The sequence below is a fragment of the Fibrella aquatilis genome (assembly GCF_017353255.1).
In the GTDB taxonomy this organism is placed as follows: domain Bacteria; phylum Bacteroidota; class Bacteroidia; order Cytophagales; family Spirosomataceae; genus Fibrella; species Fibrella aquatilis.
The window spans coordinates 16,688-40,778 of record NZ_JAFMYU010000025.1 but is presented as its reverse complement, the minus strand read 5'-3'; the positions used below and the strand labels follow the sequence as shown (position 1 = coordinate 40,778).

Sequence of the window (24,091 nt, the reverse complement as noted above, 5' to 3'; positions counted from 1 at the left end):
ATTACAAAAAACGATTTGGATTCCCAAGCCACAACCACCCCTAAAATTATCGTAACCGGCGGGGCCGGATTCATTGGTTCACACACCGCCGTAGCCCTGGTCGAGGCGGGTTTTGAACCGATTATTGTCGATAATTTTTCCAACTCCGAGCCATCGGTACTCAGCGGACTGAAAACCATTTTGGGTCGTGAACTGACCACCTACCAGATCGACTGCAACGACCGCGCCGCCATGACGCAGGTGTTCGAGCAGCAGCAGGTGGCCGGTGTCATTCACTTTGCGGCCTCCAAAGCCGTAGGCGAATCGGTGGAAAAACCGCTGATGTACTACCGCAACAACCTCGATTCGCTGCTGCTGTTGCTGGAACTGATGCCGCAGTATAACGTACCGAGCCTGGTGTTTTCGTCGTCGTGTACGGTCTATGGTCAGCCTGAAAAACTGCCCGTTACCGAGCAAACCCCCCGGCTGCCAGCGCAGTCGCCCTATGGCAACACCAAGGCCATTGGCGAAGATATCATCCGCGACAGCGTAACGGCTAAACTGCCCGTTAAGGCCATTGCGTTGCGGTATTTCAACCCCATCGGCGCGCACCCATCGGCCCTCATCGGCGAACTACCACGGGGCGTACCGGCCAATTTGGTGCCGTATCTGCTTCAGGTGGCGGCAGGCAAACGCGCCAACCTGACTATCCACGGCAATGACTACAACACCCCCGACGGCACCGCCATCCGCGACTACATTCACGTGATGGACCTGGCCGAAGCCCACGTAAGTGCGCTTACCCTGCTGAACAACAGCGCTGAAACGTCGCTGTACGATATTTTCAACATCGGTACGGGCCGGGGTGCGTCGGTGCTGGAACTGATAAACACCTTTGAATCCGTTACGGGCATCAACCTGCCTTATACCCTCGGTCCGCGCCGGGCTGGCGACGTCGAGCAGATTTACGCCGACGTCACTAAAGCCACTACCGGACTGGGTTTCACCACCCAACGCTCCCTCGCCGAAGCCCTCACCGACGCCTGGCGCTGGCAGCAGAAAATCAGTTCAACGTCCAAAGTCTAAGGTTTAACGTTGCTCCGCACGTTACAGTAGGGTGCGGAGCAACGTTAAACCTTAGACTTTGGACGTTGAACAGCAAGCTATGAAAACAATCACCATTACCGGCGGGGCCGGGTTTATTGGGTCGCATGTGGTGCGGCTGTTTGTGAACAAGTACCCCGACTACCGCATCGTCAACCTCGACGCGCTCACCTACGCGGGTAACCTCGCCAACCTGAGCGACATCGAAAACGCACCGAACTACACCTTCGTGCGCGGCGACATCACCGACGCGGTTTTCCTAAGTCAGTTTTTCGCCGAATATCAGCCCGACGGTGTCATTCACCTCGCCGCAGAGTCGCATGTAGACCGGTCCATTACCGACCCCATGTCGTTTGTGATGACCAACGTGGTGGGCACTGTTAACCTGCTCAACGCCGCCAAAGCTCACTGGCAGGCTGGCAGTGGTTTTGATGGAAAGCGGTTCTACCACGTCTCGACCGACGAGGTGTATGGATCGCTGCACAATGACAACGAGTTTTTCACCGAAGCCACCGCCTACGACCCTCAATCGCCGTATTCGGCTTCGAAAGCAGCCTCGGATCATTTCGTGCGGGCCTACGGCAATACGTACAAACTGCCCGTGGTACTGAGCAACTGCTCGAATAACTACGGTCCGAATCACTTCCCTGAGAAGCTGATTCCGCTCATGATTCACAACATCCAGACAAACAAGCCCCTGCCCGTATACGGCAAAGGCGAGAACGTCCGCGACTGGCTGTATGTGGTGGATCACGCCCGCGCCATCGATGTTATCTTCCACAACGGCAAGCCAGGCGAGACCTACAACATCGGCGGTTTCAACGAGTGGAAAAACATCGACCTCGTCCAACTGCTTTGCCGGATTATGGACCAGAAACTCGGTCGCCCCGAAGGCACGTCGGCCCAATTGATCACCTACGTCACCGACCGCGCCGGCCACGACCTGCGCTACGCTATCGACGCCCACAAGATCATGAACGAACTCGGCTGGCAGCCCTCGCTCCAATTCGAAGAAGGCCTTACCAAAACCGTCGACTGGTTCCTGGCTAACCAGGACTGGCTCCACAACGTCACGAGTGGTGCGTATCAGGGGTATTACGAAGGCATGTACGCGAATCGTTAACTGCGAAAGGGTGAAAGACTGAAAGAGTGGTCATTACTTCTGCGGGTCATCACCTAGGGAGATAAGAACCACTCTTTCGCTCTTTCGCTCTTTCGCTCATTCACAATCATGAAAGGAATTATACTCGCCGGCGGTTCTGGAACTCGCCTCCACCCGCTTACACTGGCTGTGTCGAAGCAGCTAATGCCGGTTTACGACAAACCGATGATCTACTACCCGCTGTCTATTCTGATGCTGGCAGGCATTAAAGACATCCTCATTATTTCTACTCCCCACGACTTGCCTCATTTCGAGAAGCTCCTCGGCGATGGGTCGCGCATTGGGTGTACATTTACTTACGCCGTGCAGCCCGAACCCAACGGACTGGCGCAGGCATTTGTGATTGGAGCCGATTTTATTGGTACCGATAAAGTGGCCCTGGTGCTGGGTGACAATATTTTCTACGGGTCAGGCCTCTCGAAGCTGCTACAGGCCAACAACGACCCCGACGGTGGCGTGGTGTATGCCTATCAGGTGCAGGACCCCGAACGCTACGGCGTGGTCGAGTTCGATGCCGATTTCAACGTGTTGTCGGTAGAAGAAAAGCCAGAGAAGCCCAAGTCGCACTACGCCGTGCCGGGGCTGTACTTCTATGATAACGACGTGGTGGAGATTGCCCGGAATATTGCCCCATCGCCCCGTGGTGAATATGAAATCACTGACGTAAACCGGGTGTATCTGGAGCGGGGAAAGCTGAAAGTAGGCGTGCTGGACCGGGGTACCGCCTGGCTCGATACTGGCACGTTTGCGTCGCTGATGCAGGCGGGGCAGTTCGTGCAGGTTATTGAAGAGCGGCAGGGATTGAAAATCGGGTGTATCGAAGAGATTGCCTATCGGATGAAATTCATCACTAAAGAGCAACTGATCGACATTGCCAAGCCGTTGGTGAAGAGTGGTTATGGGCAGTATTTGCTAAGCATTGTGTAACCATTTGTTCCACTGAGGTTCCAGCCCAGAAACAACTATCCCCTGCCAATCAGAACGTTAGCAGGGGATAAGCTACCTAACCTATGAGATGAGAAAACTTGTACGCGTAGAAAAAACTGTTGCTGGTGTGGATGCAGCCGGATCAGTTATCCGCTGATTGTGAGACAAAGGTAAGTGACCCTGGCGGGCAGCGTCAGCGCATTATTACCCATTTTTCTACAATTGTAAACAATGCGGGTTTACCCGTACTCGAACACGTAGTTCTACGTAACCGATTAGTTAACGGGCAATAAATCAACCGCATAGTCAATCCATTGGATGGTCATTATTGAGATTGAGTCGGTTTAGGTAGCTTGCCACCTAAATCACAATGTAACCTTCCAATGACCGACAGAAAAGACAAATTCCACGGCGACGTGGGTAGTTTCATTACGGGCCACGACGCTCGTGCCCGCACTACGCGCTTCAAAAAACGCAAAGAAGAGCAAGGCTACAAACCTGACACGTTCACGCGTGCTGAGTTTTTCGGTAGCAACCGCATCAATCATCTCTTGGGCCGCAAAGACTGCGTAGGGATTCGAATTTACTACGGCAAACGCCACGAAGACGCCGACGAAAATCCCGTTGGCGATGGTGAAGGCGAGCTCAAATCGCGCATGGTCATCGTGGGCGTCCGCGCCGACGGCTCCGATATTTTCGACGACCCCACCGGCCTCAAAGACGGCGGCGACGGTGATGCATTAGCCGATGGAAATACATGCCCTCGGCATTGTCCAACACGTTAACCGACAATTATGACAGAGCGGCTAATCCACTTTTTTCTCAAGTATCCGTTCGATTTTATCAGTAATATTTTTTTGCTTCTGCCTGTATTTATTGGTATATACAGGCAGAAGTATCTGACCACTGTGCTTAAATTATTTTTGATTGTTTTCTTGGTACGTTTTGTCGAAGAAAGCGTTTTAATTTATGCTGCCCTGGCCAATGGAACTAATATTGCTGAGCAAAAAGTAATCATGCTGATTGACGTTTTACTGATTTCAATACCATATCTATTACTGTTCAGACACAAACCATCTTACCTTAAAATAACCTACTTCATTGGTGGTATAGTTGAAATAGCACTGCTGGTATATGTCATTTTTTATGAACAAACTGGCCTTAGTGGATCAGTGATGCGCCTTTTTATCATTGTCATATCCTTACTTTACTATAATCTTATTTTGGCTGAAAATAAGATAAAGAACATACTGCATCATAGCATGTTCTGGATCAACGCCGGTATGCTAATATATGCTATGGGTACCTTTATGACTTTCTTATTTATTGATTACTTGTACGATCCATCGAAAGTGTCGGATCAAAATTTTGATATATTCTGGAACCTAAGTCAGCTCATTGTTTGTATACAATGCATTTTGACTGCCGTTGGTATGTATTTCGCCAAAGAAGAACGTACTAATCAGCTTAGTAGAATTTAGAAATGAGAAGCAAGAAGTGAGAAACAAGAAATAAGAGGCACGTCCACAGTTCCTGTTCCTTGTTTCTCACTTCTTGTCTCTCATTTCTTGATTCTCACCTCTCAAAACGCTACTGCTTTCAGACGCAATCCAGCATCTTCAGGGAGGCCGAAGACGAGGTTCATATTCTGCACCGCCTGCCCCGACGCGCCTTTGGTGAGGTTATCGATAACGCTGCTGATGAGCAGCTGGCCGTCATGGTGTTCCAGGCTCAGCAGGCACTTGTTGGTGTTCACCACCTGCTTCAGATCAACCGGCGCACCGCTCACGTGCGTGAACGGGTGGGTAGCGTAATAGTCCCGATAAAGCTGCTTAGCTTCGTCGAACGTGCCGGAGAACGGGGTGTATACGTTGGCCATAATGCCCCGCGTGAAATCGCCCCGGTAAGGCACAAAATTGATGGCCTCGCCGAAGGGTTGCAGACTGCTTAGGCTCTGGCGAATTTCGGCCAGGTGCTGATGCGTAAAGGCCTTGTAGATAGACAGGTTGTTGTTGCGCCAGGTGAAGCCTGTGGTGGGCACCAATGCCTGCCCGGCACCCGTGCTGCCCGTTACAGCGCTCACGTGCACGGCATCAACCAGCCGCCCGGCATCGGCCAGGGGTAGCAGGGCCAGCTGAATGGCGGTGGCAAAGCAGCCTGGGTTGGCAATACGCTCGGCCTGCTGAATGCGTTCGCGCTGTAGTTCGGGCAGGCCATAGACGAAGTCGTTGCTCTCGTCGCGGAAATCGGTGCTGAGATCAATAATCGTAACGCCATCGGGCACCTCGTTTTCGGCCAGAAACGCCGCCGACTGCCCGTGGCCGGAACACAAAAACAGCACATCCAACTCACCGTCCAGCAGGGGTTGTACGGCCCCGCCCGCAAACGTCAGGTCGGTGTCGCCCAGCAGGTCGGTGTGGGTAGCCCAGACGGGTTTACCGGCCTGACTTTGGCTGTGGATGAAGGCGATAGACACAAACGGGTGGTTGAGTAAAATGCGGAGCAGTTCGCCGCCGGTATAGCCCGCGCCGCCAATAATACCTGCGTGAATGGTCATGGACTGGTCAGTTTTCGGTATAAATCAATGTGTTGGCGGGTGTACTTTTCCCACGAAAACAGCTTCGCCCGCCGCAACGAATCGTCGCTCAACTGCTTCTGCAACGTGGTTGACTTAACCACCCTGAGAATGGCCTGACACAGCGCGTCGGCATCAGTGGGGTCAACAAGCAGGGCGGCATCGCCCACCACCTCGGGCAGCGACGACACGTTGGACGTGATGACGGGCACGCCACACTGCATGGCTTCGAGCGGGGGTAGGCCAAAGCCCTCGTAGAGCGACGGAAAAACAAACGCGGTGGCGGCAGAATACAACGGGGCGAGAGCTTCGTCGGGCATATAGCCGGTGAAAATAATGCGCGCCATCACTTGTTGATCTGTCTTTAAGTCGCTAAGCCAATCAGCTGTTTTCCAGCCTTTTAAGCCCACAAGTACCAGCTTCAGTTCGGCTGGTAGCGCGTTTTCGGCTACCAGCCGCCCGAAGCAACGGATTAGGTGGCGTATGTTTTTGCGGGGTTCCAGGGTGGCAATGCTCAGCAGGTAGGGTTCGCCGTGCAGGCCATAGCGTTCCTGAGTTTCCTGAAGCCGGCGGGGGTCGGTGACGGGGTAAAACAACTGCCGCGAGGCTGCCAGGCAAATAGGCACCACCCGGCCGGGGTCAACACCGGTATATTCGCAAAACTCGTTTTTGGTCGCCTCCGACACCGTCACCACGTGGGCATCAGCAGAGAGGGTGCTGATGGCCTGCCGCACCGCCTGTTCGCCCGACAAAAACCATTCGGGGTGGTGAATGGGAATCAGGTCGTGCACGGTCAGCACCTTTTCAATGCGCCGGTCGGCCCCGATGTTGGTGGGAATGGCAAAAAATGGCGAATGGTAGATGGTCCGCGCCGGGTACCTGTCGAGTACAATCTTTGAGGTGTCGAGCCGGAGCATCCAGCGGCCTTTGTAGAAAAACCAGCGCAGTATTTTCGACCCTATACTGCTCTTGTCGAGTCCCTGAAGCAGTTTTTTCTCCACATCGGCCACTTTCATTTCCAGCGGATTGTTGGCAAACGGCAGTCTGTAGTCGGGCATTACGTCGTGTGCCCAGCTCAGGGTTTCGCTCAAGTGCGATGGAGCCGCTAACGACAGCGTCACGTCGGGCGAGTCGGCCAGGCCCCGCACCAGGTGCTCGGCTACGCGGTTAACGCCCGTTCGCGCCTGCGGGTGGTACTGGCCTAAGCCCAGCAAACTGGCATCAAGAATGACGTTCAAAACTTGGGTAGATGGTAGATACTGGATGTTGGACGTTGGACTGCTTTCCGACATCCAGTATCCGACATCCGGCGATCTTGTTAATTATCTGCTTTTACTCGTTCGTAGATCATCACCTGGTTAGAGGCTACCTTCGAGAAGCCGCGCACGTCGTCGCCGGTCCAGGCGTTGTTCATTTCGCCATACGACCCAAACTTCGCCGACATCAGATCATAGGGTGATTCGATGCCCAAGACCATAAACCGATACGGCGCCAACTGCACGTGTACTTTGCCCGTTACGTGGCCCTGGGTGTCGGCCAGGAACGTTTCGATGTTGCGCATTATGGGGTCCATAAACTGCCCTTCGTGCAGGGTGGTGCCGTAGAAATTGGCCAACTGCTCTTTCCAAGCCAGTTGGCTTTTGGTCAATACGTGCTTTTCCAGGGTGTGGTGGGCTTTTATGATAATCAGCGGAGCGGGTGCCTCGAAGCCCACCCGGCCTTTGATGCCAATGATGGTGTCGCCCACGTGGATATCGCGCCCAATGCCATACGGACCCGCCAGCTCGGTCAGGCGTTGGATAGCTCCCACCGGATTCGGGAATTTTTCGTCGCCATAGGCCTCGCTCCTGATGCCTTTCAGCTCACCGTGGGTGAAGGTCAGCGTGATCGTCTCCTCGCCCGACTTGGTCACCGGCGTTGGCCAGGCCGATTCAGGCAGGTATTGGTTGGAGGTAAGCGTTTCTTTGCCTCCTACCGACGTGCCCCACAGGCCTTTGTTGATAGAATAGGCCGCTTTGTGCCACTCCTGATCCACGCCTTTGCTTTTGAGGTACTCAATTTCGGCATCGCGCGAGAGGCGCAAGTCACGGATGGGGGTGATGATCTCGGCTTCGGGCATGATAATCCGGAAGGCCATGTCGAACCGCACCTGATCGTTGCCCGCGCCGGTGCTCCCGTGCGCAATGGCCGACGCCCCAATCTGCCGGGCATATTCGGCGGCGGCAATGGCCTGAAAAATCCGCTCGGCCGATACACAAAGGGGGTAGGTGTTATTTTTCAGGACGTTACCAAACACCAAAAACTTGAGGCAATCCTGGTAATAGTCGTCGGTTTTGGTCACTACCGCGTGCGACACCACGCCCAGCGAGTAGGCCCGTGCTTCGATGGCGGCAAGGTCGTCGGCCGAAAAGCCGCCCGTGTCCACCAGCACCGAGTATACATCCATACCCCGACCGCCCGCGGCCCGATCTTCGGTGAGATATTTTACACAAAACGAGGTATCGAGACCCCCACTAAATGCCAGTACAACTTTTTGCTTATCAGCCATCTACAAAACAATTAATCTTACTCCCCAATGCGCTTTTCTGCCAATGACAGCGGATGTTTTCGACCAACCTGTTGGTCTGAATGAATGGGCAAATATCGGGCGCTTAGGCGGATAATCAGCCCCCAACGACCAACAATTGCCCCGTCGGTCGGGTTGACTTACCAAAATGATCTGACACCATCATGCACCGCACGTTCAGCGTTTCGCTGCCCAGTAGCCATACCGATCGCCTGCTTGACCAACTGCGCCCACTTGCCTACGTGGTTGGCTTAAGTATAGAACGGGGTTCGTCTATTAAACCCCCCGGCGACGTGCTCACGATACAAGTGCTCAACCGAGGTGCCGACGAGGTGCTGCGCTGCGTAGCCGACGTGTGTCAGCAGCAGTCTTTCTCCGTTGCCACCGCTGAACTTGCCAGCCTGATTGACCTGGAAAATCACGCGCTGATTGAAAAAGATTATGACGAGGCCGTTTGGGAAGAAATCGAGACAGGCCTGCGGCACAACGGGCGCTTAACCCCAAACTATGTGGCGCTGATGGGCATTGGTGGCGTAGTGGCGGCGGTAGGGCTGGTGTCTGACCCCGCCCCGCAGGCCGTAAGTATTGTGGCGGCGGCGGTGCTTGCCCCCGGTTTCGACCCGCTGGCCAAAGTGGCCCTGGGGGTGCTCAATCGTCGGAAACAGCTAATCTTAATGGGCTTGCGGAATACGCTTATTGGATACGGCGTACTCATTCTGTGTGCGGGGCTATCGTTTTGGCTTATGCGCCTGACGGGTGCTACCACGGTAGCTGATTTCATCAACAACCCAGAAGTAAAGAGCTTGTCTGACCCCGACATGAAGCAATACCTGATGTCGATTGGTGGTGCTATTGCGGGCGGCATCATCGTGGCTTCCTACCGCGACAGTTTCATTGCGGGCGCACTTATGGCGATGGCTTTCATTCATGCGGCAGCCATGGTTGGGGTCAGTTTGGTAGCGGGCCAATGGCACTACGCCGTGCAGGGCCTCGAACGATTTGGCCTGGATGCCCTGTTCATCGTGGTAGGGTGCTACCTGGTTTTTGGGCTGAAACAGGTGTTGGTACACAACCGGAAGCCTATTGTCTAACGCAAAAAAGGCCCGAAGGCCTTTTGCTGTCAAATTAGTGTAGCCCCACGCTCCCTAAGCCGTTTCCAGTTCGCGGTTGCGCTTTTTAGGAATGGGGCGGTCGGTAAAGCGGAGCAGGACGCGCTCTTTAAGACGCTGCCAGCGTTCGTACAATTTCGATTCTTTAAGGAAATTCCAGTGCGGCTGTTTCTCCGGCTTTTTCTGCTCGTCGGGGTCGTAGAGCATACCCGTGCAGAGGCAGTGTTTGCGCTCGGTGCGGGTCAGGATATCGTAGTTCACGCACGTCTGGCAACCCTTCCAAAAAGCCTCGTCGCCGGGTAACTGATTGAGGGTCACGGGCTGATACCCCAGGTCGCTGTTAATTTTCATCACGGCGAGGCTAGTAGTGAGGCCAATGATTTTGGCGTCGGGGTATTTTGTGCGTGACAATTCGAAGGCCTTGGCCTTGATGCGCGTGGCAATACCACTCTGGCGATAATCAGGGTGAACGATCAGCCCGGAGTTGGCCACAAACCTACCGTGGCTCCAGGTTTCGATGTAGCAAAAACCAACCCATTTGCCTGACAAGGTCTGGGCAATGATGGCTTTGCCTTCCAGCATTTTTTCGATCAGGTACAGCGGCGATCGCTTGGCAATGCCGGTGCCGCGGGCTTTGGCGCTTTCGGCCATTTGCTGGCAGATCGTATCGGCCAGGCCAATGTGATCCTGGCCGGCCACCTGAACAATGTACTCGTCGTTAACTATTTCGTGCGTGATCATCGTCATTTATTGAACGCCCGACAACGGGTCGGCGGCGGCCTCAAACGGAGACGTTTTTTATCCGGTGAAAAAAAAGATGAGCTAGAAAGAAAGGGGGTGTCGAGAAGGGCCTGCTACGAGGGCAGGACAGCGTTATAGGGTCCTCACGGACCTGAACCGGAAGGGCGTCGTGTGGCACATTGCCTGTATGTAGACGAACTGGTTCATATGCTGAAATTAACGCGGGCAATATTCGACAAATTGCCCGGTCTGTGCAATGAATAAACAGATTATAATTGTAATCGTTCAGCAACGTTGAGGCTGTGGCCAACGGAAAAGCCTGTTTGTCAGGTAGAATAAGTGGCAAACAGCCGTGGCCGCTCACCCATACATCAACGTGGCTCACAGGCTTATCAATTCGTTAACAGGCACTTGCGCCTCAGGCCCTTGTTTTCTATATATTTGTGATACAACGCATCCCTTTCGGATAATCATGAATAAGCTGACTGCCGACGATCTTATCTATGGCTACATCAACGGCATCTTCCCGATGGCCGATGCCGACGGTACGCTCTACTGGTACTCGCCAGACCCCCGCGCCGTTATCCCAATTGGGGGATATAAACCGTCAAAGTCGCTCCGGCCAACGCTCAACAAGCAGCAGTTCGATATCCGGATCAACGCCAACTTTGAACAGGTGATGCGTTACTGCGCTACCCCCCGGTCTATTGACGACAGCACCTGGATCTCCGCCGAAATTATTGAGGCCTACACTGACCTCCACCAAATGGGCCTGGCCCACAGCGTAGAGACGTATATAAACGACCGGCTGGTGGGTGGGCTGTATGGCGTAGCTATTGGCGGCGCTTTTTTTGGGGAATCGATGTTTCACCACGTACCCAATGCGTCGAAAGTGGCGTTTCATCACCTCATCCTGATTCTGCGCGAACAACAGTTTTCCCTGCTCGACACCCAGTTTATCAACGACAACGTGAAGCGTTTCGGGGCCATCGAAATCAGCAAGCGCGACTACGCCGACCAGCTCAAACGGGCACTCAAACAAAAAGCCCGCTTCTCTGAACCCGCCGTCGAACATTTGTTTAGAAGCCACGCGGGGGATTAGTGAAAGAGCGAATGGTGAAAGAGCGAATTGGCGCTGCTTAGGAAGGTAGCTTTACCTTTGCAGTACGCTCTTTCACCATTCACTCTTTCACCAAATGCCCCGCCCTGTTCTTGTTCTGAAATTCGGTACTGCGTCTATTACCAAACCCACGGGTGAACTCCACGAACCGGCGCTGGTCGATATTGCCCGGCAGGTGGCGGCCCTGCGCGACCGGTATGACGTAGTGCTGGTGTCGTCGGGGGCGGTGGGAGCGGGGCGGGGTACCATTCGCGATTACCGGGGCGAGATTAGTCAGCGGAAGGCGGCGGCGGCGGTGGGTAACTTGTTGCTGCTCAACGTGTATAGCCGGTTTTTTGGGGTCTACGGCGTCACCATTGCGCAGAGCCTGTGCGAACGCCACCACTTCGCCAACCGCGATCAGTTTCTGCAACTCAAGGACACTTACGAAGAGCTGTGGGCCAACGGTATCATCCCTATCGTGAATGAAAACGACGTGGTCAGCAACCGCGAACTGAAGTTTTCGGATAACGACGAACTAGCCACCCTGCTAGCCGTGGGGTTTGGGGCAGAGGTGCTTATGCTCTGCACGTCGGTGGGTGGGTTGCTGGACCCCGACGGTAACTTGATTCGCTACGTTCCCCGCCTGACAGAAGCTGTTTTTGCCGTGGTCCGTACCGACAAATCATCGATGGGGCTGGGCGGGATGGCTTCGAAGCTGACCTTTGCCAAACTGGCCACGCGCATGGGTATCCGGGTGGTTATTTTTGGCCTGGCCGAACCCGACAGTATCCGTAAAGCCCTTGACGGTGAGTTGGGTACGCAGATCGAACCGCAGCCCATTACGATGTCGGCGCGGAGCCGGTGGCTGGGTAGTGGCAGCCTGGTGGTAGGGCGCGTGCGGGTTGATGCAGGTGCGGCGGCGGCCCTGCAACGACGCAGTAGCCTGCTGGCAGTGGGTGTCAGCGAGGTGCTGGGCGAATTTTCCGCAGGCGAGGTCTTCGAGATTGTCGATGAGGCCGATGTGGCCGTGGCCGTAGCGCGGGCCAAACTGTCGTCGTTTGACCTGAGTGCACTTAGCAGCCGCCAAAACGTGGAGGTCGCCAACGCCAACGATATCGTACTTTTGTGAGCATGACGCCCATTACGCCCCTCCTGCAAGCCACCAAACAAGCCGCCGCCGCCGTTCGCCGACTGAGCAGCGACGAGAAAACGGCTCTCCTGAATCGCCTGGCCGATTTGCTGTTGGCTGAAGTTGAAACGGTACTGGCTGCCAATCAGTTGGACTTAGATCAGATGCCCGCAGCCGACCCTAAAAAGGATCGGTTGCGCCTAACGCCCACCCGCGTGACCGATCTGGCCGCGAGTTTGCGGCAGGTGGCCGTGCTGCCCGACCCGGCGGGGGTATTGCTGTTGCAGCGGGAGATTGAGCCGGGCCTGACCCTGAAAAAACTCGCCGTGCCGCTGGGTGTAGTGGGGGTGATCTACGAGTCGCGGCCCAACGTAACTATCGACGTGGCGGCGCTCTGTCTGCGGTCGGGCAATGCGTGCGTGCTGAAGGGTGGCAAAGAGGCTGACCACTCAAACAGGGCACTGGTAGGCCTGATTGGGCAGGTACTGGCCGAATTTGGCGTACCTCAGGAGGCGGTGTTGCTATTGCCACCCGACCGCGCCGTGGTGAACGAACTGCTCACCGCCACCCGCTACGTAGACATCCTGATTCCCCGCGGCTCGGAGTCGCTGATTCAATACGTGCGCACTCATTCGCTCATTCCAACCATTGAGACCGGCGCGGGTGTTTGCCACACATATGTAGAAACCTCGGCCGATCTGAACATGGCTGCCCGCATTGTGATCAACGCCAAGGTATCGCGGCCTTCGGTCTGTAACTCACTCGATTGTGTGCTGGTGGATGCCGCCGTAGCCGCCCATTTTCTGCCCAAACTAATGCCCGATTTTGGGCAGTATAACGTCGACGTCTTTGCCGATGAAGTGGCCTTCGACATCCTGCAACAGGCTGGCTATCCCAACCTATACCCCGCCAAACCCGCCGATTTTGGCCGCGAGTTTCTTGATTATAAATGTGCCATCAGGGTAGTCAATACCTTCGATGAGGCACTGTCGCACGTACAGGCCTATTCATCCCGGCATTCTGAAGCTATTGTCTCCACAAATCCGGCGCTGATCGAGCAGTTTCTGAGCGAAGTGGATGCCGCCGCCGTCTATGCCAACGCCTCTACCCGATTTACGGATGGCGGTTGCTTCGGGCTGGGAGCTGAAATTGGTATTTCCACTCAAAAGCTTCACGCCCGCGGCCCGTTTGCGCTGGAAAAACTCGTGACAGAGAAATGGGTAGTAGCAGGTAACGGGCAGGTTCGTTGAGGTCACTATCTCCACGGCAATTCATTTTCCAGTAAAGCAGCTTTCTACGTATATAATTAGCGACTGAAGGGGAATATAAACTCTGCACCGGTACCGATAGAACTATTCCAATATAATTTTATACGCAGAGTAATATGTGGGAGTACTTTCCTTAGTAGTTTTAGGCAACAGCTTGTTCTGAGTTGCTATTTCTACTTAACTCCTAACGTAATCTCTCTATGAAAATTCTACCTCAAGTGACCACTTGTTGTGGGGTGCCTGTATCCAGAAGGGGACGGTACCTTTCCCATTGGCTGGCGCTCTTGCTTGTCGTTATCTCGTTCACGACATCTTTAGCAGCCAGGCCCGTTGATATAACGATCAAGGGTAAAGTGACAGACGAAGCCGGGGCCACGTTGCCAGGCGTTAGTGTAGTAGAGAAGGGTACTACCAACGGAGCCAACACTAACGTCGATGGGCAGTTCACGATCAATGTGAGAAGCAACAAATCGGTGCTGGTGTTCTCATTTGTTGGTTACAAGGCGCGGGAAATAACGGTGGGGGCCGAGACAAACCTTAACGTGTCTTTGGAGCCTGGTACGGCCACCCTTGATGAGGTGGTGGTTGTGGCCTACGGGACGCAGAAAAAGGCGACTGTAACGGGGGCTGTGGTGGCCGTGCAGGGCGACCGGTTGGTTCAGGCACCTGTAGCCGAACTGGGTAGCGCACTGGCCGGGCGCTTGCCAGGCCTGGTGGTAGTACAGACAAGCGGTGAACCTGGTCGGGACGCCGCCGCTATCAACATCCGAGGTACCAATACCCTCGGCAACAGCAGCCCGCTTGTGGTTATCGACGGTATCCCTGACCGCGACGGTGGGCTTAGCCGTCTGTCGCAGTTCGATATCGCGTCGATTTCGGTGCTGAAAGATGCCTCGGCAGCTATTTACGGTGCCCGCGCTGCCAATGGCGTAATCCTGGTGACGACCAAGCGCGGCAAATCGGGTAAACCGACTATTAGCTACGACTTCAACCAGGGCTTTACCCAGCCAACGGTGATTCCGAAGATGGCAAACTCATTCGAGTATGCCAACATCATGAACGAGTTGCCAATCTACAAGTCTATTCCTCCGGGCGAATGGACTGCTGCGCTGAGCGCCATCAAATCGACGGGTACGTACACCTCACCTACGGCGGGTATTACGCCACTGAGTGCCAACTTCAGCCCCGAAGCCGTGAAGAAATTTGCCGACGGCTCGGACCCCTGGCGGTATCCTAATACCGACTGGTTTGGCGATGCGTTCAAGACATGGGCACCCCAAACGCGGCACAACCTGAGCATTTCGGGCGGGTCCGAAACTATACGATACGCCGCATCATTGGGCTATATATATCAGGATGCTGTGTATAAAAACTCGGCAACCAACTATAGCCAGTATAACCTTCGGGTGAACGTGGACGCCAAAATAAACCAGTATATCTCGGCCAATATTGGTGTGATGGCCCGCCGCGAACAACGCCGCCTCCCGACGGAAGGCTCTGGGTCCATTTTCAGGATGCTGATGCGAGGCCGCCCCGGCGAACCCGAAGTGTGGCCCAACGGCCTGCCCGGCCCCGACATTGAGAACGGTCAAAATCCCTACGTGATTACGACCAACGCCACAGGATATGTTGATAACCCAACCGACTACCTCCAGACCAACGCCGCCCTCGACATCACGAACCCCTGGGTTAAAGGGCTGAAATTGACGCTCTCGGCAGCCGTCGATAAGAATAATCAGGTGTATAAGACCTGGCAAACACCCTGGAAGCTGTATTACTGGGATAAGAAAACGTTTGAAACGGATGGCGTCACGCCAAAACTCGTGGGTGCCACCCGGTCGAACTTCACCGACCCCCGTCTGCAACAGGAATATAGCGACGTGCTCAACACCAACCTGACGGGCCTGCTGACCTACGACCTGAACTTCGGCGAGGGCCAGAAAATCAACCTGCTGGCCGGGGTTACGAAAGAAAACTTCAACGGTTCTAATTTCTTAGCCTACCGGCGTAATTACATCTCGCCCGCTATCGACCAATTGTTTGCGGGCGGTACACTCCAGCAAAACACGGGCGGTAGTGCCTACAACCGGGCGCGGCTGGGTTATTACGGGCGGGCGCAGTATGCTTATAAAGAGAAGTACCTCGCTGAGTTCCTGTTCCGCTACGATGGCTCGTACATCTTCCCTGAGTCACAGCGGTTTGGGTTCTTCCCTGGTGTATCGGTGGGCTGGAACATCAGTCAGGAGCCGTTCTTCAAGGTACCAGCCATCGACTACCTGAAACTGCGCGCCAGCTACGGGCAGATGGGGAACGACCAGGTAGCGTTTGACCGCAATAACAATGGCGTGATTGACGCGGGTGAACTACAGGAATATGCGTACCTCTCGACCTACGGCTTCGGGCAGTACCCCATCAATGGACAGTTGGCAACAACACTACGCGAAACGATTTTGGCAAACCCCAACTTCACCTGGGAACGGGCCAACAACTATAACATCGGTCTCGACGCGACGCTGTTGAACAATATGTTCGACCTCACACTGGAGTTTTTCTACAACAAGCGCGACCAGATTCTGATCCAGAAAACAGGGTCAACGCCTGCTTCGTCAGGAATTACATCGTTGTTACCGCCCGTCAACGCGGGCCGGGTTGACAACCGGGGCTTCGAGTTTAGTCTGAACTACAACCATAAGACAACCAGTGGCCTTTCGATGCGGATGGGTGTCAACGGTGGCTACGCCAAAAACAAGGTCGTCTTCATGGACGAAGTTCCCGGCGCACCCGACTACCAGCGGCAGGAAGGCAAGCCTATTCTGGCTCCGCTCGTATTTCAGGCCGATGGGGCTTTCCGCGATCAGGCGGCCATCGATGCCAACAAACTCGATTACAGTGGCGTAACGGGTAAATTGTTGCCCGGCGACCTGCGGATTAAAGACACGAACGGCGACGGTAAAATCACCGCCGACGATGCCGTGCGAAGCGACAAGAACAGCACGCCGACATTCAACTTCGGGGCTAACTTCGATTTCCGCTACAAAAACTTCGACCTGAACATCCTGTTTCAGGGTGCAACGGGGGCTATCTTATTTATCCAGACCGAGTCGGGCGATATTGGTAACTACCTGAAATACAGCTACGACAATCGCTGGAGTATCGATAAGCCGAGCGATAAGTACCCACGTTTAGCCAGCCGGGGCGATACCTACTATACGGGTGGCAATTTTGGTACGAATACCAATTTCATGTTCAGCAAAGACTACGTTCGGTTGAAAAATATTTCGCTGGGCTACACGCTACCAAATACGCTGATCAGCCGCGTTGGGCTAAGCAACTTGCGGGTGTTCGTGAGCGGGCAAAACGTGCTGACGTTTGCGGCGCAGGACATCTATGACCCCGAAAACAATGTTGGTAGCGGACAGATTTACCCGCAGCAACGCATTCTGAACACTGGTGTTTCGGTCAGTTTCTAAATCATTCTCAGACTATGAAAAGAATAATCAATTCAACGCGGGTCCTCATTATTTCGACCTGTGCGCTGGTGGCAGTGGTGGTATCCTGCAATCAGAATTTTTTGAATACGCAACCCTTAGACAAGATTTCGAGCGATGCAGCTTGGGGCGACGGTGCCCTCGCACAAGCGTTTGTCTTCAATATCTATTCGTTTCTAGGCTATGGTGGCTACGAAGAACAAGCTCTCGCAGCCTACACCGACGAGGCGATGTTTACGCACGCAGGCCGCAACATCAATACCTTCACCGAAGGCACCGAAACGCCCGGCAACCTTGCCTGGACAAGCGCGACCTATGAGTGGGGGAATATGTACCTCGCCATCCGGCAGGCCAACGTAGCTCTCGATAAACTCCCCAACTCGTCGTTTGCCGATAAGGGCCTGCGCGACCAACTGATGGGCGAAGCCTACTTCATGCGCGCCTATTTCTACCAGCAGTTGCTGCGCTTCTACGGTGGTGTTCCGCTCATTAGCAAGCCCTACGGCCTCAACGAAGACTATGCGGTGGCCCGAAATACGTATGACGAATGCGTGAAATTCATTGTCGCCGACCTCGACAATGCCGCCAAGCTGCTCGACGGCAAGAGCCCGGAGGCGGGCCGCGCTACGAAGCTCGCTGCCCTGTCGCTGAAGGCCCGTGTGCTGCTCTATGCCGCCAGCGACCTGCACGATGCCGCGAAGGCCAAAGCAGCGATACCGGCCCTTGCGTCGGCCACGAACGCCGAGTTGTTTGTCTATACGTCGGGTGATCAGGCTTCACGCTATCAGGCAGCCCTTACGGCTTGCAAGGCAGCCCTCGACGCGGGCACCGGCCGGGGGTACAAACTGGGCCTCACGGCACCAGCAACGGCTTTAGACGGGCGCAACAACTACGTTGCTATTGCGATGGGTGGGCAGAGCGGCGCAGCAGATGCCTCGGCAGCGTCGGAACTGATTTTCTTCCGCACGTTGTCGGCTCTCTGGACGGCAGAAAGCAACTGGCCGCTGGGCGGGCTGAACTACGGCATCAACAACGGCCCGAACGGCTATCACAACTGGGCTGGCAACACACCCGTTCAGCAACTCGTAGACGACTACGAGATGATGGACGGTACAAAGTTCGACTGGAACAACGCAACACAGAAAGCCGCGCCCTTCACGAACCGCGACCCACGTTTCTACGCCACCATTCTGTACGACGGAGCCGACTGGAAACCGCGCCCCTCAGACGTAGCGGGTCTCGACCCGGCGAATCAGGTGCAGACGGGTTACTACGACGATGGTAAAGGCGGTACGGTGAACGGCATCGACACCCGCGAATCGGCCGTCGAAAACTGGAATGGCACCCGCACGGCCTATTACACCCGGAAGTTTATCGACCTGAATCCAGCCCTGCCCGACAACCAGTCGAACACGCAGGTTATTCCCTGGCCGTTTATCCGATACACAGAACTGGTGCTGAACTACGTAGAGGCGGCGCTGGCAACGGGCAACGAAGCCGAAGCCCGGACGTGGCTCAACCGCATCCGGTTCCGGGCAGGGATGCCCGCCACCACCGAGTCGGGAGCTGCCCTGCTGGCTCGCTACCGCAACGAACGGCGTATTGAACTTGTCTATGAAGAGCACCGCTACCACGATGCCCGCCGCTGGCTCATTGCCCCTACCACCGTAGGCCGGGGCATCAAGTCGATCAATACACGGGCTAAGTTGAAAGCTGGTGCGGTGGCCAATAGCCCATATAAGTTCGACCGGACGAAGTACGACTACACGTATACTGTGGTCGACAATACGCAGAATGAAACGCGGAAATGGGTCGATAAGATGTATTATCGGCCTGTAAGCCGCAACGAAATGAACCGCAACGCGAAACTGACCCAGAATCCAGGATATTAAGGTAGTTTAGAGTTTTCAGTTTAGATGGAGTACGCTTGCGTCAGCCAACTCTAAACTGAAAACTCTAAACTGAAAACTCTTTTTCTTTAAAAGACGCTATTTCCCGATATTGGGGGGTAGCGTCTTTTTTACTTGTACTATGCCCACCCTATTTAGATTGATACGTCTTGTATTGCCTCTTTTTGCCCTCACTATACTGCTGGCCTGCCAGGATAAACCTAATGCCGATGCCGGTGAGGCTGGCGATGCTGCCTATGATGGCCCGACCTTATTTGCGGCACTACCCGCTGAACAGACCGGCATCACCTTCCAAAATACCCTTACCGAAGGCCTCAATACCAACATCTTGCTCTACGAATACTTCTACAACGGCGGCGGCGTAGCTACCGGCGACTTCAACGGCGACGGCTGGATCGATGCCTATTTCACCGCTAACCTAAGCGACAACAAACTGTATCTGAATAAAGGCAAAGGGCAGGATTCGCTGCAATTTCAGGACGTAACCGACGCATCGGGCGCGGGTGGGCGGCCGGGGCCGTGGAAAACAGGCGTGACCGCCGTAGACATCAACGCCGACGGTAAGCTAGACCTCTACGTCTGCTATTCGGGCGCGTTGCCTCCTGAAAAACGGACGAACCAACTCTTTGTCAATCAGGGCAATGACGCTAGCGGTATCCCCCATTTCGAAGAGCAGTCGGCCCGTTATGGGCTGGACCAGCCGGGTTTTAGTAACCAGGCTTATTTTCTGGATTATGACCGCGACGGCGATCTAGATATGCTGTTGCTGAACCACAACCCCAAAAACCTGCCGATCCTAAATGAAGCCAGCACCGCCGAGTTGCTGAAAACCGACGACCCCGAACGGGGGATGCGGGTGCTGAAACAAACCGCCGGGCATTTCACCGACGTGACGCAGCAGGTGGGCGTGAACGGGTCGGCCTTGAGCTACGGGCTGGGGCTGGGCATTGGCGATTTCAACGACGACGGCTGGCTCGACTTCTACGTCTCCAATGACTATGCCGTGCCCGATTACCTCTACATCAACGGGCAAAACGGCACCTTCCGCAACGACGTGCAGCAGAGTATGGGCCACACCAGTCAGTTTTCGATGGGCAACGACGTGGCCGACGTCAATAACGACGGTCGCCCCGACATTTTCACGCTCGACATGCTGCCCGAAGACAACCACCGGCAAAAGCTCCTGCTCGCCCCCGATAATTTCGCCAAGTTCGACCTCAACGTGCGGAGCGGTTTTTATTACCAGTATATGCGGAATATGTTGCAGGTGAATACAGGGGGAGGAAGGGGAGGAGAGGGACAAAGGGGAAGAAAGGGATTGCTGACGCGTGATCAAAAATCCCCTTCTTCCCCCTCCTCCCCTTCTTCCCCCTCCTCGCCTCTTTTCTCAGAAGTGGGCCAACTGGCGGGGGTATCCAATACCGACTGGAGTTGGGCGGCGTTGCTGGCTGATTTCGACAACGACGGCTGGAAAGACCTCTACATCACCAACGGCTATTTCCGCGACTATACCAACCTTGACTTCATCAAGTACATGGACGATTACGTGCGCAGCAAGGGCCGGTTGCAGCGCGAAGACGTGCTGGAGATCATCAGCCACATGCCCGCCTCGAATGTGGTCAACTACGTGTTTCAGAATCAGCAGGGGGCTTCGTTTGCCAACCGCACCCAACCCTGGGGCATGAACACGCCTTCCAACAGCAACGGCGCCGCCTATGCCGATCTGGACAACGACGGCGACCTCGATCTGCTGGTCAACAACATCAATCAGCCCGCGTTTGTGTACCGCAATGATGCCGACAAATTAGCCAAAAGTCACTACCTGCAAGTGCGGTTGAAAGGGGCTGCGGGCAACACCCTGGGCATTGGCACGGGTGTGACAGTATATGCTAATGATCAGCAGCAGAGCCAGCTACAATCACCCACGCGGGGGTATCTGTCGTCGGTGTCGCCGGTGTTGCAGTTTGGGTTGGGAGCAGTAAGCAAGGTTGATTCGGTGGTGGTGACGTGGGCGGGTGGTAAGCGCCAAACCCTGCGCAACGTACCGGGTAATCAGGTGCTGGACCTCGACGAAAGCAAGGCTAACGAACGTCGAAGTACGGCCCCAATTGCTCCTGCGCTGGCTCAGGCGGTGCCCTCGCCGGTGGCGTTTGAGCAGCCCGTTCAGCCAGTGAATGACTTCGACCGGCAGCCGCTGCTCACGCGGGAACTGTCGCACGAAGGGCCGTGTCAGGCGGTGGGCGACGTAAACGGCGACGGGCTTGCCGACCTGTTTGTGGGGGGTACGCCGGGGCAGGCCGCCGCGCTCTTTGTGCAACAGGCCGGTGGTCGATTTGCCCGGCAGAACATACCGGCACTGGAGGCCGACAAAGCCCATCAGGATGCTGCCGCAGCCTTTTTCGATGCCAACGGCGATGGCACTACCGACCTCTACGTGGCGAGTGGCGGGTATCATAACCTGACCCCCACCGACCCTTTGTTACAGGATCGGCTCTACCTGAACGACGGGAAGGGCCACTTTGCCAAAAGCCCCAATGCCCTGCCGTCGATGCCGACGAGCAAAGGGTGCGTGGCTGTGCAGGACATCAACAACGATGGCCACCCCGACCTGTTTGTGGGTGGGCGCGTGATACCCGGCCGTTACCCCGAAACGCCTACAAGCTACCTGCTCATCAACGACGGCAAGGGGAAGTTCACAGATCAAACCGTTCAATTAGTCCCTGATTTACAGCGAATTGGCATGGTGACTGACGCCGCCTGGTCCGACCTTGACGGCGATGGAAAAACGGAACTGGTGGTAGTGGGCGAGTGGATGCCGGTGTCAGTATTTGGCCGGACAGGTGCCAAGCTGGCCAACAAAACCACCACCTACCTGGGCAAAGCCTACACTGGCTGGTGGAACAAACTGACCCTGGCCGACGTCAACGGCGATAAGAAGCCCGACTTGCTGGTGGGTAACTGGGGTGAAAACTCGCAGGTGCGTGTCAGCCCCACCCAACCCGCCGATCTGTACTACGCCGATTTCGACAAAAACGGCTCGGTCGAACCGGTGTTGTGTTGCTACGTGCAGGGCAAGAGCCACCTGTTCCTTACCCGCGACGAACTGCTGAATCAGATTGGTGGCTACCGCGCCCGCTACCCTACCTACGCGAGTTATGCCGACGCCACGGTGAGCAACGTGTTCGAGGGTGATGCATTGTCGGCGGCGGGGCATTTAAAAGCTAACCGTCTGCAAACCAGCTTGTTTCTGAGCAGCGCAACGGGCAAGTATACGCTGGGTACGTTGCCCGCAGAAGCCCAATATGCCCCCGTACACACGATCACGGTGCTCGACGCCAACCACGACGGGCAGTCCGACGTGCTGTTGTGCGGCAACGACAGCCACGCCAAAATCAGGCTGGGCAAGCTGGATGCCAACTACGGGGTGTTGCTAACCGGCGATGGGCGGGGTGGGTTCAGGTACGTGCCGCAGCCACAGTCGGGCTTTGAGATCAAAGGCGACGTGCGCAGCGTGACCTTGTTCAATAACCTGCTCCTGTTTGGCATTAACGAACGCAAAATGGTTGCCTATACACTCAGAAAATAGCTGGTTATGAAGCACTTATTGCTTTGTTCTCTGCTGGCGGTGCTGCTTGGGGCAGGGTGTTCGGCACCCAAAAAACCACCGCTGACCGACTCCGACGTGGCCACGGCCTGGGCCGATATGACGCTGCGGCTCACCAAAACCACGCCCGCCAACACGCCCACCTACGCTTCGCGTTGCCTGGGCTACATTGGCCTCACGATGTACGAATCGGTGGTGCCGGGCTACCCTGCTTACCGGTCGCTGGAGGGGCAGCTCAATGGCCTCGACAGCCTGCCCAAACCCGAAACGGGCAAGCCCTACAACTGGGTGCTGGCCTTGAACGCCGGGCAGGCCTACATCCTTCAACACATCTACAACCAAACCTCCGACGAGAATAAACACCGCGTCGATTCGCTGGCGCAGGTAGTGGCGGATCAATTTGCGGAAGATGTTGATAAAGAGATTATTACGCAGTCTGTTGAATTTGGGCAGGCCGTGGCCGAGCGCGTGTTTGCCTGGTCGAAAACCGATGGTGGGCACCGGGGCTATCTGAAAAATTTCGACAAAACCATGACGTACCCGGACCACCTGGGTTGCTGGAAACCACCACTCTATGCGCAGTCGTTCAGCCACTACCCGCTGCACCCGCACTGGGGCAAAAACCGCACGTTTCTGGCGCAGGACGCCCGCATTCCGGCCCCGGCCCGCATTCCCTACAGCACCGACAAATCGTCGGCTTATTATCAGCAATTTCTGCAGGTGTATGAGAAAGAGAAGACACTCACTCAGACGGAAAAAGAGATTGCGATCTGGTGGAGCGACGACCCCGACGAGACCTTCACGCCACCCGGTCATTCGTATTACATGGCCACGCTCGCTGTCAGGAAAGCGAAGCCAAGCCTGATTCGCGCTGCCGAAACCTACGCCCGCGTGGGTATGGCCGTGGCCGACGCGTTCATCGACTGCTGGAAGTGGAAATTTCAGTTTTTCACCGAACGACCCAACACCTTTGTGCCGCAACACATTGATCAACAGTGGGATTCGTTCTGGCCCGACCCGCCGTTTCCCGCCTTCCCGTCGGGCCACGCCATTCAGGCCGGGGCCACCGCCACCGTGCTTACCGACCTCTACGGCAACCAGTTCGCCTTTGCCGACAGTGCCCACGTGGGCCGCAAACCCGACCGCCTGCGGCAGACCAAATTCAAAGCCCGACAGTTCACATCCTTCCGGCAAGCCGCCCAGGAAATCGCCGATTCCCGCTTCTACGGCGGCATCCATACGCCACAAGACAACCAGGCCGGTCTGGAGAAAGGCGATGCTATTGGATTGAATATCAATAGGTTGAACTGGAAGAGGTAATTTTTGAAAATGTTGACCTGATGTTAATCTGATATGCACTACCACCCTAGCCTGCACACCCGCACACCCTGGCCTGTGTCTCCACAGGCCTGCTCTGGCGCAAGCAA

At 55.3% G+C, this 24,091-nt stretch carries 17 protein-coding genes; 13 read left to right on the top strand and 4 right to left on the bottom strand.

Annotation, left to right across the window (positions count from 1 at the left end):
- Positions 1-15: 15 nt before the first annotated feature.
- From galE to J2I48_RS23560, 5 genes are all read left to right on the top strand, one after another.
- Complete coding sequence (gene galE, locus J2I48_RS23580; RefSeq protein WP_207337975.1) at positions 16-1,065, top strand: UDP-glucose 4-epimerase GalE; 1,050 nt, start codon at positions 16-18, stop codon at positions 1,063-1,065.
- A 79-nt stretch (positions 1,066-1,144) separates the two neighbouring features.
- A complete protein-coding gene (gene rfbB / locus J2I48_RS23575) occupies positions 1,145-2,206 on the top strand; it encodes a dTDP-glucose 4,6-dehydratase (RefSeq protein ID WP_207337974.1) in 1,062 nt (353 codons plus the stop codon).
- Positions 2,207-2,314: 108 nt separating this feature from the next.
- Positions 2,315-3,172: a glucose-1-phosphate thymidylyltransferase RfbA gene (gene rfbA / locus J2I48_RS23570; RefSeq protein ID WP_207337973.1), complete on the top strand. Its 858-nt coding sequence runs from the start codon at positions 2,315-2,317 to the stop codon at positions 3,170-3,172.
- A 383-nt stretch (positions 3,173-3,555) separates the two neighbouring features.
- On the top strand, positions 3,556-3,957 hold the full coding sequence (locus J2I48_RS23565; RefSeq protein WP_207337972.1) for a hypothetical protein: 402 nt from the start codon (positions 3,556-3,558) through the stop codon (positions 3,955-3,957).
- A 9-nt stretch (positions 3,958-3,966) separates the two neighbouring features.
- The gene (locus J2I48_RS23560; protein ID WP_207337971.1) at positions 3,967-4,653 is read left to right on the top strand and encodes a hypothetical protein; all 687 of its coding nucleotides are present in this window, start codon (positions 3,967-3,969) and stop codon (positions 4,651-4,653) included.
- A gap of 101 nt (positions 4,654-4,754) precedes the next feature.
- On the opposite strand, the gene argC is transcribed toward J2I48_RS23560, so the two are convergent.
- The 3 genes from argC to J2I48_RS23545 all read right to left on the bottom strand — a co-directional run bounded on the left by argC (position 4,755) and on the right by J2I48_RS23545 (position 8,295).
- On the bottom strand, positions 4,755-5,729 hold the full coding sequence (gene argC, locus J2I48_RS23555; RefSeq protein WP_207337970.1) for an N-acetyl-gamma-glutamyl-phosphate reductase: 975 nt from the start codon (positions 5,727-5,729) through the stop codon (positions 4,755-4,757).
- Positions 5,726-6,985, bottom strand: a complete 1,260-nt coding sequence (locus tag J2I48_RS23550) for a glycosyltransferase family 4 protein (RefSeq protein WP_229376723.1) — start codon at positions 6,983-6,985, stop codon at positions 5,726-5,728. Before J2I48_RS23550 ends, argC begins: the two co-directional genes overlap by 4 nt.
- Before the next feature lie 80 nt (positions 6,986-7,065).
- Entirely contained in the window at positions 7,066-8,295 is a 1,230-nt protein-coding gene (locus J2I48_RS23545; RefSeq protein ID WP_207337968.1) for an argininosuccinate synthase, read from the bottom strand.
- Positions 8,296-8,477: 182 nt separating this feature from the next.
- Here J2I48_RS23545 and J2I48_RS23540 point away from each other — a divergent pair, with 182 nt between their 5' ends.
- Positions 8,478-9,404, top strand: a complete 927-nt coding sequence (locus J2I48_RS23540) for a DUF389 domain-containing protein (protein ID WP_207337967.1) — start codon at positions 8,478-8,480, stop codon at positions 9,402-9,404.
- A gap of 54 nt (positions 9,405-9,458) precedes the next feature.
- Here the strand turns inward: J2I48_RS23540 and J2I48_RS23535 are convergent, their stop codons facing one another.
- Positions 9,459-10,163, bottom strand: a complete 705-nt coding sequence (locus J2I48_RS23535) for a GNAT family N-acetyltransferase (protein WP_207337966.1) — start codon at positions 10,161-10,163, stop codon at positions 9,459-9,461.
- Between the two features lie 472 nt (positions 10,164-10,635).
- Here J2I48_RS23535 and aat point away from each other — a divergent pair, with 472 nt between their 5' ends.
- The 7 genes from aat (at position 10,636) to J2I48_RS23500 (ending at position 23,984) form a co-directional block, all read left to right on the top strand.
- Positions 10,636-11,265, top strand: a complete 630-nt coding sequence (gene aat / locus J2I48_RS23530) for a leucyl/phenylalanyl-tRNA--protein transferase (RefSeq protein WP_207337965.1) — start codon at positions 10,636-10,638, stop codon at positions 11,263-11,265.
- A 94-nt stretch (positions 11,266-11,359) separates the two neighbouring features.
- A complete protein-coding gene (gene proB / locus J2I48_RS23525) occupies positions 11,360-12,394 on the top strand; it encodes a glutamate 5-kinase (protein ID WP_207337964.1) in 1,035 nt (344 codons plus the stop codon).
- A 2-nt stretch (positions 12,395-12,396) separates the two neighbouring features.
- Positions 12,397-13,644, top strand: a complete 1,248-nt coding sequence (locus J2I48_RS23520) for a glutamate-5-semialdehyde dehydrogenase (RefSeq protein ID WP_207337963.1) — start codon at positions 12,397-12,399, stop codon at positions 13,642-13,644.
- A 218-nt stretch (positions 13,645-13,862) separates the two neighbouring features.
- Entirely contained in the window at positions 13,863-17,132 is a 3,270-nt protein-coding gene (locus J2I48_RS23515; protein WP_207337962.1) for a SusC/RagA family TonB-linked outer membrane protein, read from the top strand.
- A gap of 14 nt (positions 17,133-17,146) precedes the next feature.
- A complete protein-coding gene (locus J2I48_RS23510) occupies positions 17,147-19,042 on the top strand; it encodes a RagB/SusD family nutrient uptake outer membrane protein (protein ID WP_207337961.1) in 1,896 nt (631 codons plus the stop codon).
- 139 nt (positions 19,043-19,181) lie between these two features.
- Positions 19,182-22,646 carry a VCBS repeat-containing protein gene (locus J2I48_RS23505; RefSeq protein ID WP_207337960.1) on the top strand — a complete coding sequence of 1,155 codons (3,465 nt, stop codon included), beginning with the start codon at positions 19,182-19,184 and terminating at the stop codon, positions 22,644-22,646.
- Between the two features lie 6 nt (positions 22,647-22,652).
- Complete coding sequence (locus tag J2I48_RS23500) at positions 22,653-23,984, top strand: vanadium-dependent haloperoxidase (protein WP_207337959.1); 1,332 nt, start codon at positions 22,653-22,655, stop codon at positions 23,982-23,984.
- The last annotated feature ends 107 nt before the right edge of the window (positions 23,985-24,091 follow it).

What these genes read in the sequence shown, in the direction of transcription:
- rfbB (WP_207337974.1), top strand. Translation starts at nt 1,145, where the DNA reads ATGAAAACAATCACCATTACCGGCGGGGCCGGGTTTATTGGGTCGCAT.
- rfbA (WP_207337973.1), top strand. Translation starts at nt 2,315, where the DNA reads ATGAAAGGAATTATACTCGCCGGCGGTTCTGGAACTCGCCTCCACCCG.
- J2I48_RS23565 (WP_207337972.1), top strand. Translation starts at nt 3,556, where the DNA reads ATGACCGACAGAAAAGACAAATTCCACGGCGACGTGGGTAGTTTCATT.
- J2I48_RS23560 (WP_207337971.1), top strand. Translation starts at nt 3,967, where the DNA reads ATGACAGAGCGGCTAATCCACTTTTTTCTCAAGTATCCGTTCGATTTT.
- argC (WP_207337970.1), bottom strand. Translation starts at nt 5,729, where the DNA reads ATGACCATTCACGCAGGTATTATTGGCGGCGCGGGCTATACCGGCGGC.
- J2I48_RS23545 (WP_207337968.1), bottom strand. Translation starts at nt 8,295, where the DNA reads ATGGCTGATAAGCAAAAAGTTGTACTGGCATTTAGTGGGGGTCTCGAT.
- J2I48_RS23540 (WP_207337967.1), top strand. Translation starts at nt 8,478, where the DNA reads ATGCACCGCACGTTCAGCGTTTCGCTGCCCAGTAGCCATACCGATCGC.
- J2I48_RS23535 (WP_207337966.1), bottom strand. Translation starts at nt 10,163, where the DNA reads ATGATCACGCACGAAATAGTTAACGACGAGTACATTGTTCAGGTGGCC.
- aat (WP_207337965.1), top strand. Translation starts at nt 10,636, where the DNA reads ATGAATAAGCTGACTGCCGACGATCTTATCTATGGCTACATCAACGGC.
- proB (WP_207337964.1), top strand. Translation starts at nt 11,360, where the DNA reads ATGCCCCGCCCTGTTCTTGTTCTGAAATTCGGTACTGCGTCTATTACC.
- J2I48_RS23520 (WP_207337963.1), top strand. Translation starts at nt 12,397, where the DNA reads ATGACGCCCATTACGCCCCTCCTGCAAGCCACCAAACAAGCCGCCGCC.
- J2I48_RS23515 (WP_207337962.1), top strand. Translation starts at nt 13,863, where the DNA reads ATGAAAATTCTACCTCAAGTGACCACTTGTTGTGGGGTGCCTGTATCC.
- J2I48_RS23510 (WP_207337961.1), top strand. Translation starts at nt 17,147, where the DNA reads ATGAAAAGAATAATCAATTCAACGCGGGTCCTCATTATTTCGACCTGT.
- J2I48_RS23505 (WP_207337960.1), top strand. Translation starts at nt 19,182, where the DNA reads ATGCCCACCCTATTTAGATTGATACGTCTTGTATTGCCTCTTTTTGCC.
- J2I48_RS23500 (WP_207337959.1), top strand. Translation starts at nt 22,653, where the DNA reads ATGAAGCACTTATTGCTTTGTTCTCTGCTGGCGGTGCTGCTTGGGGCA.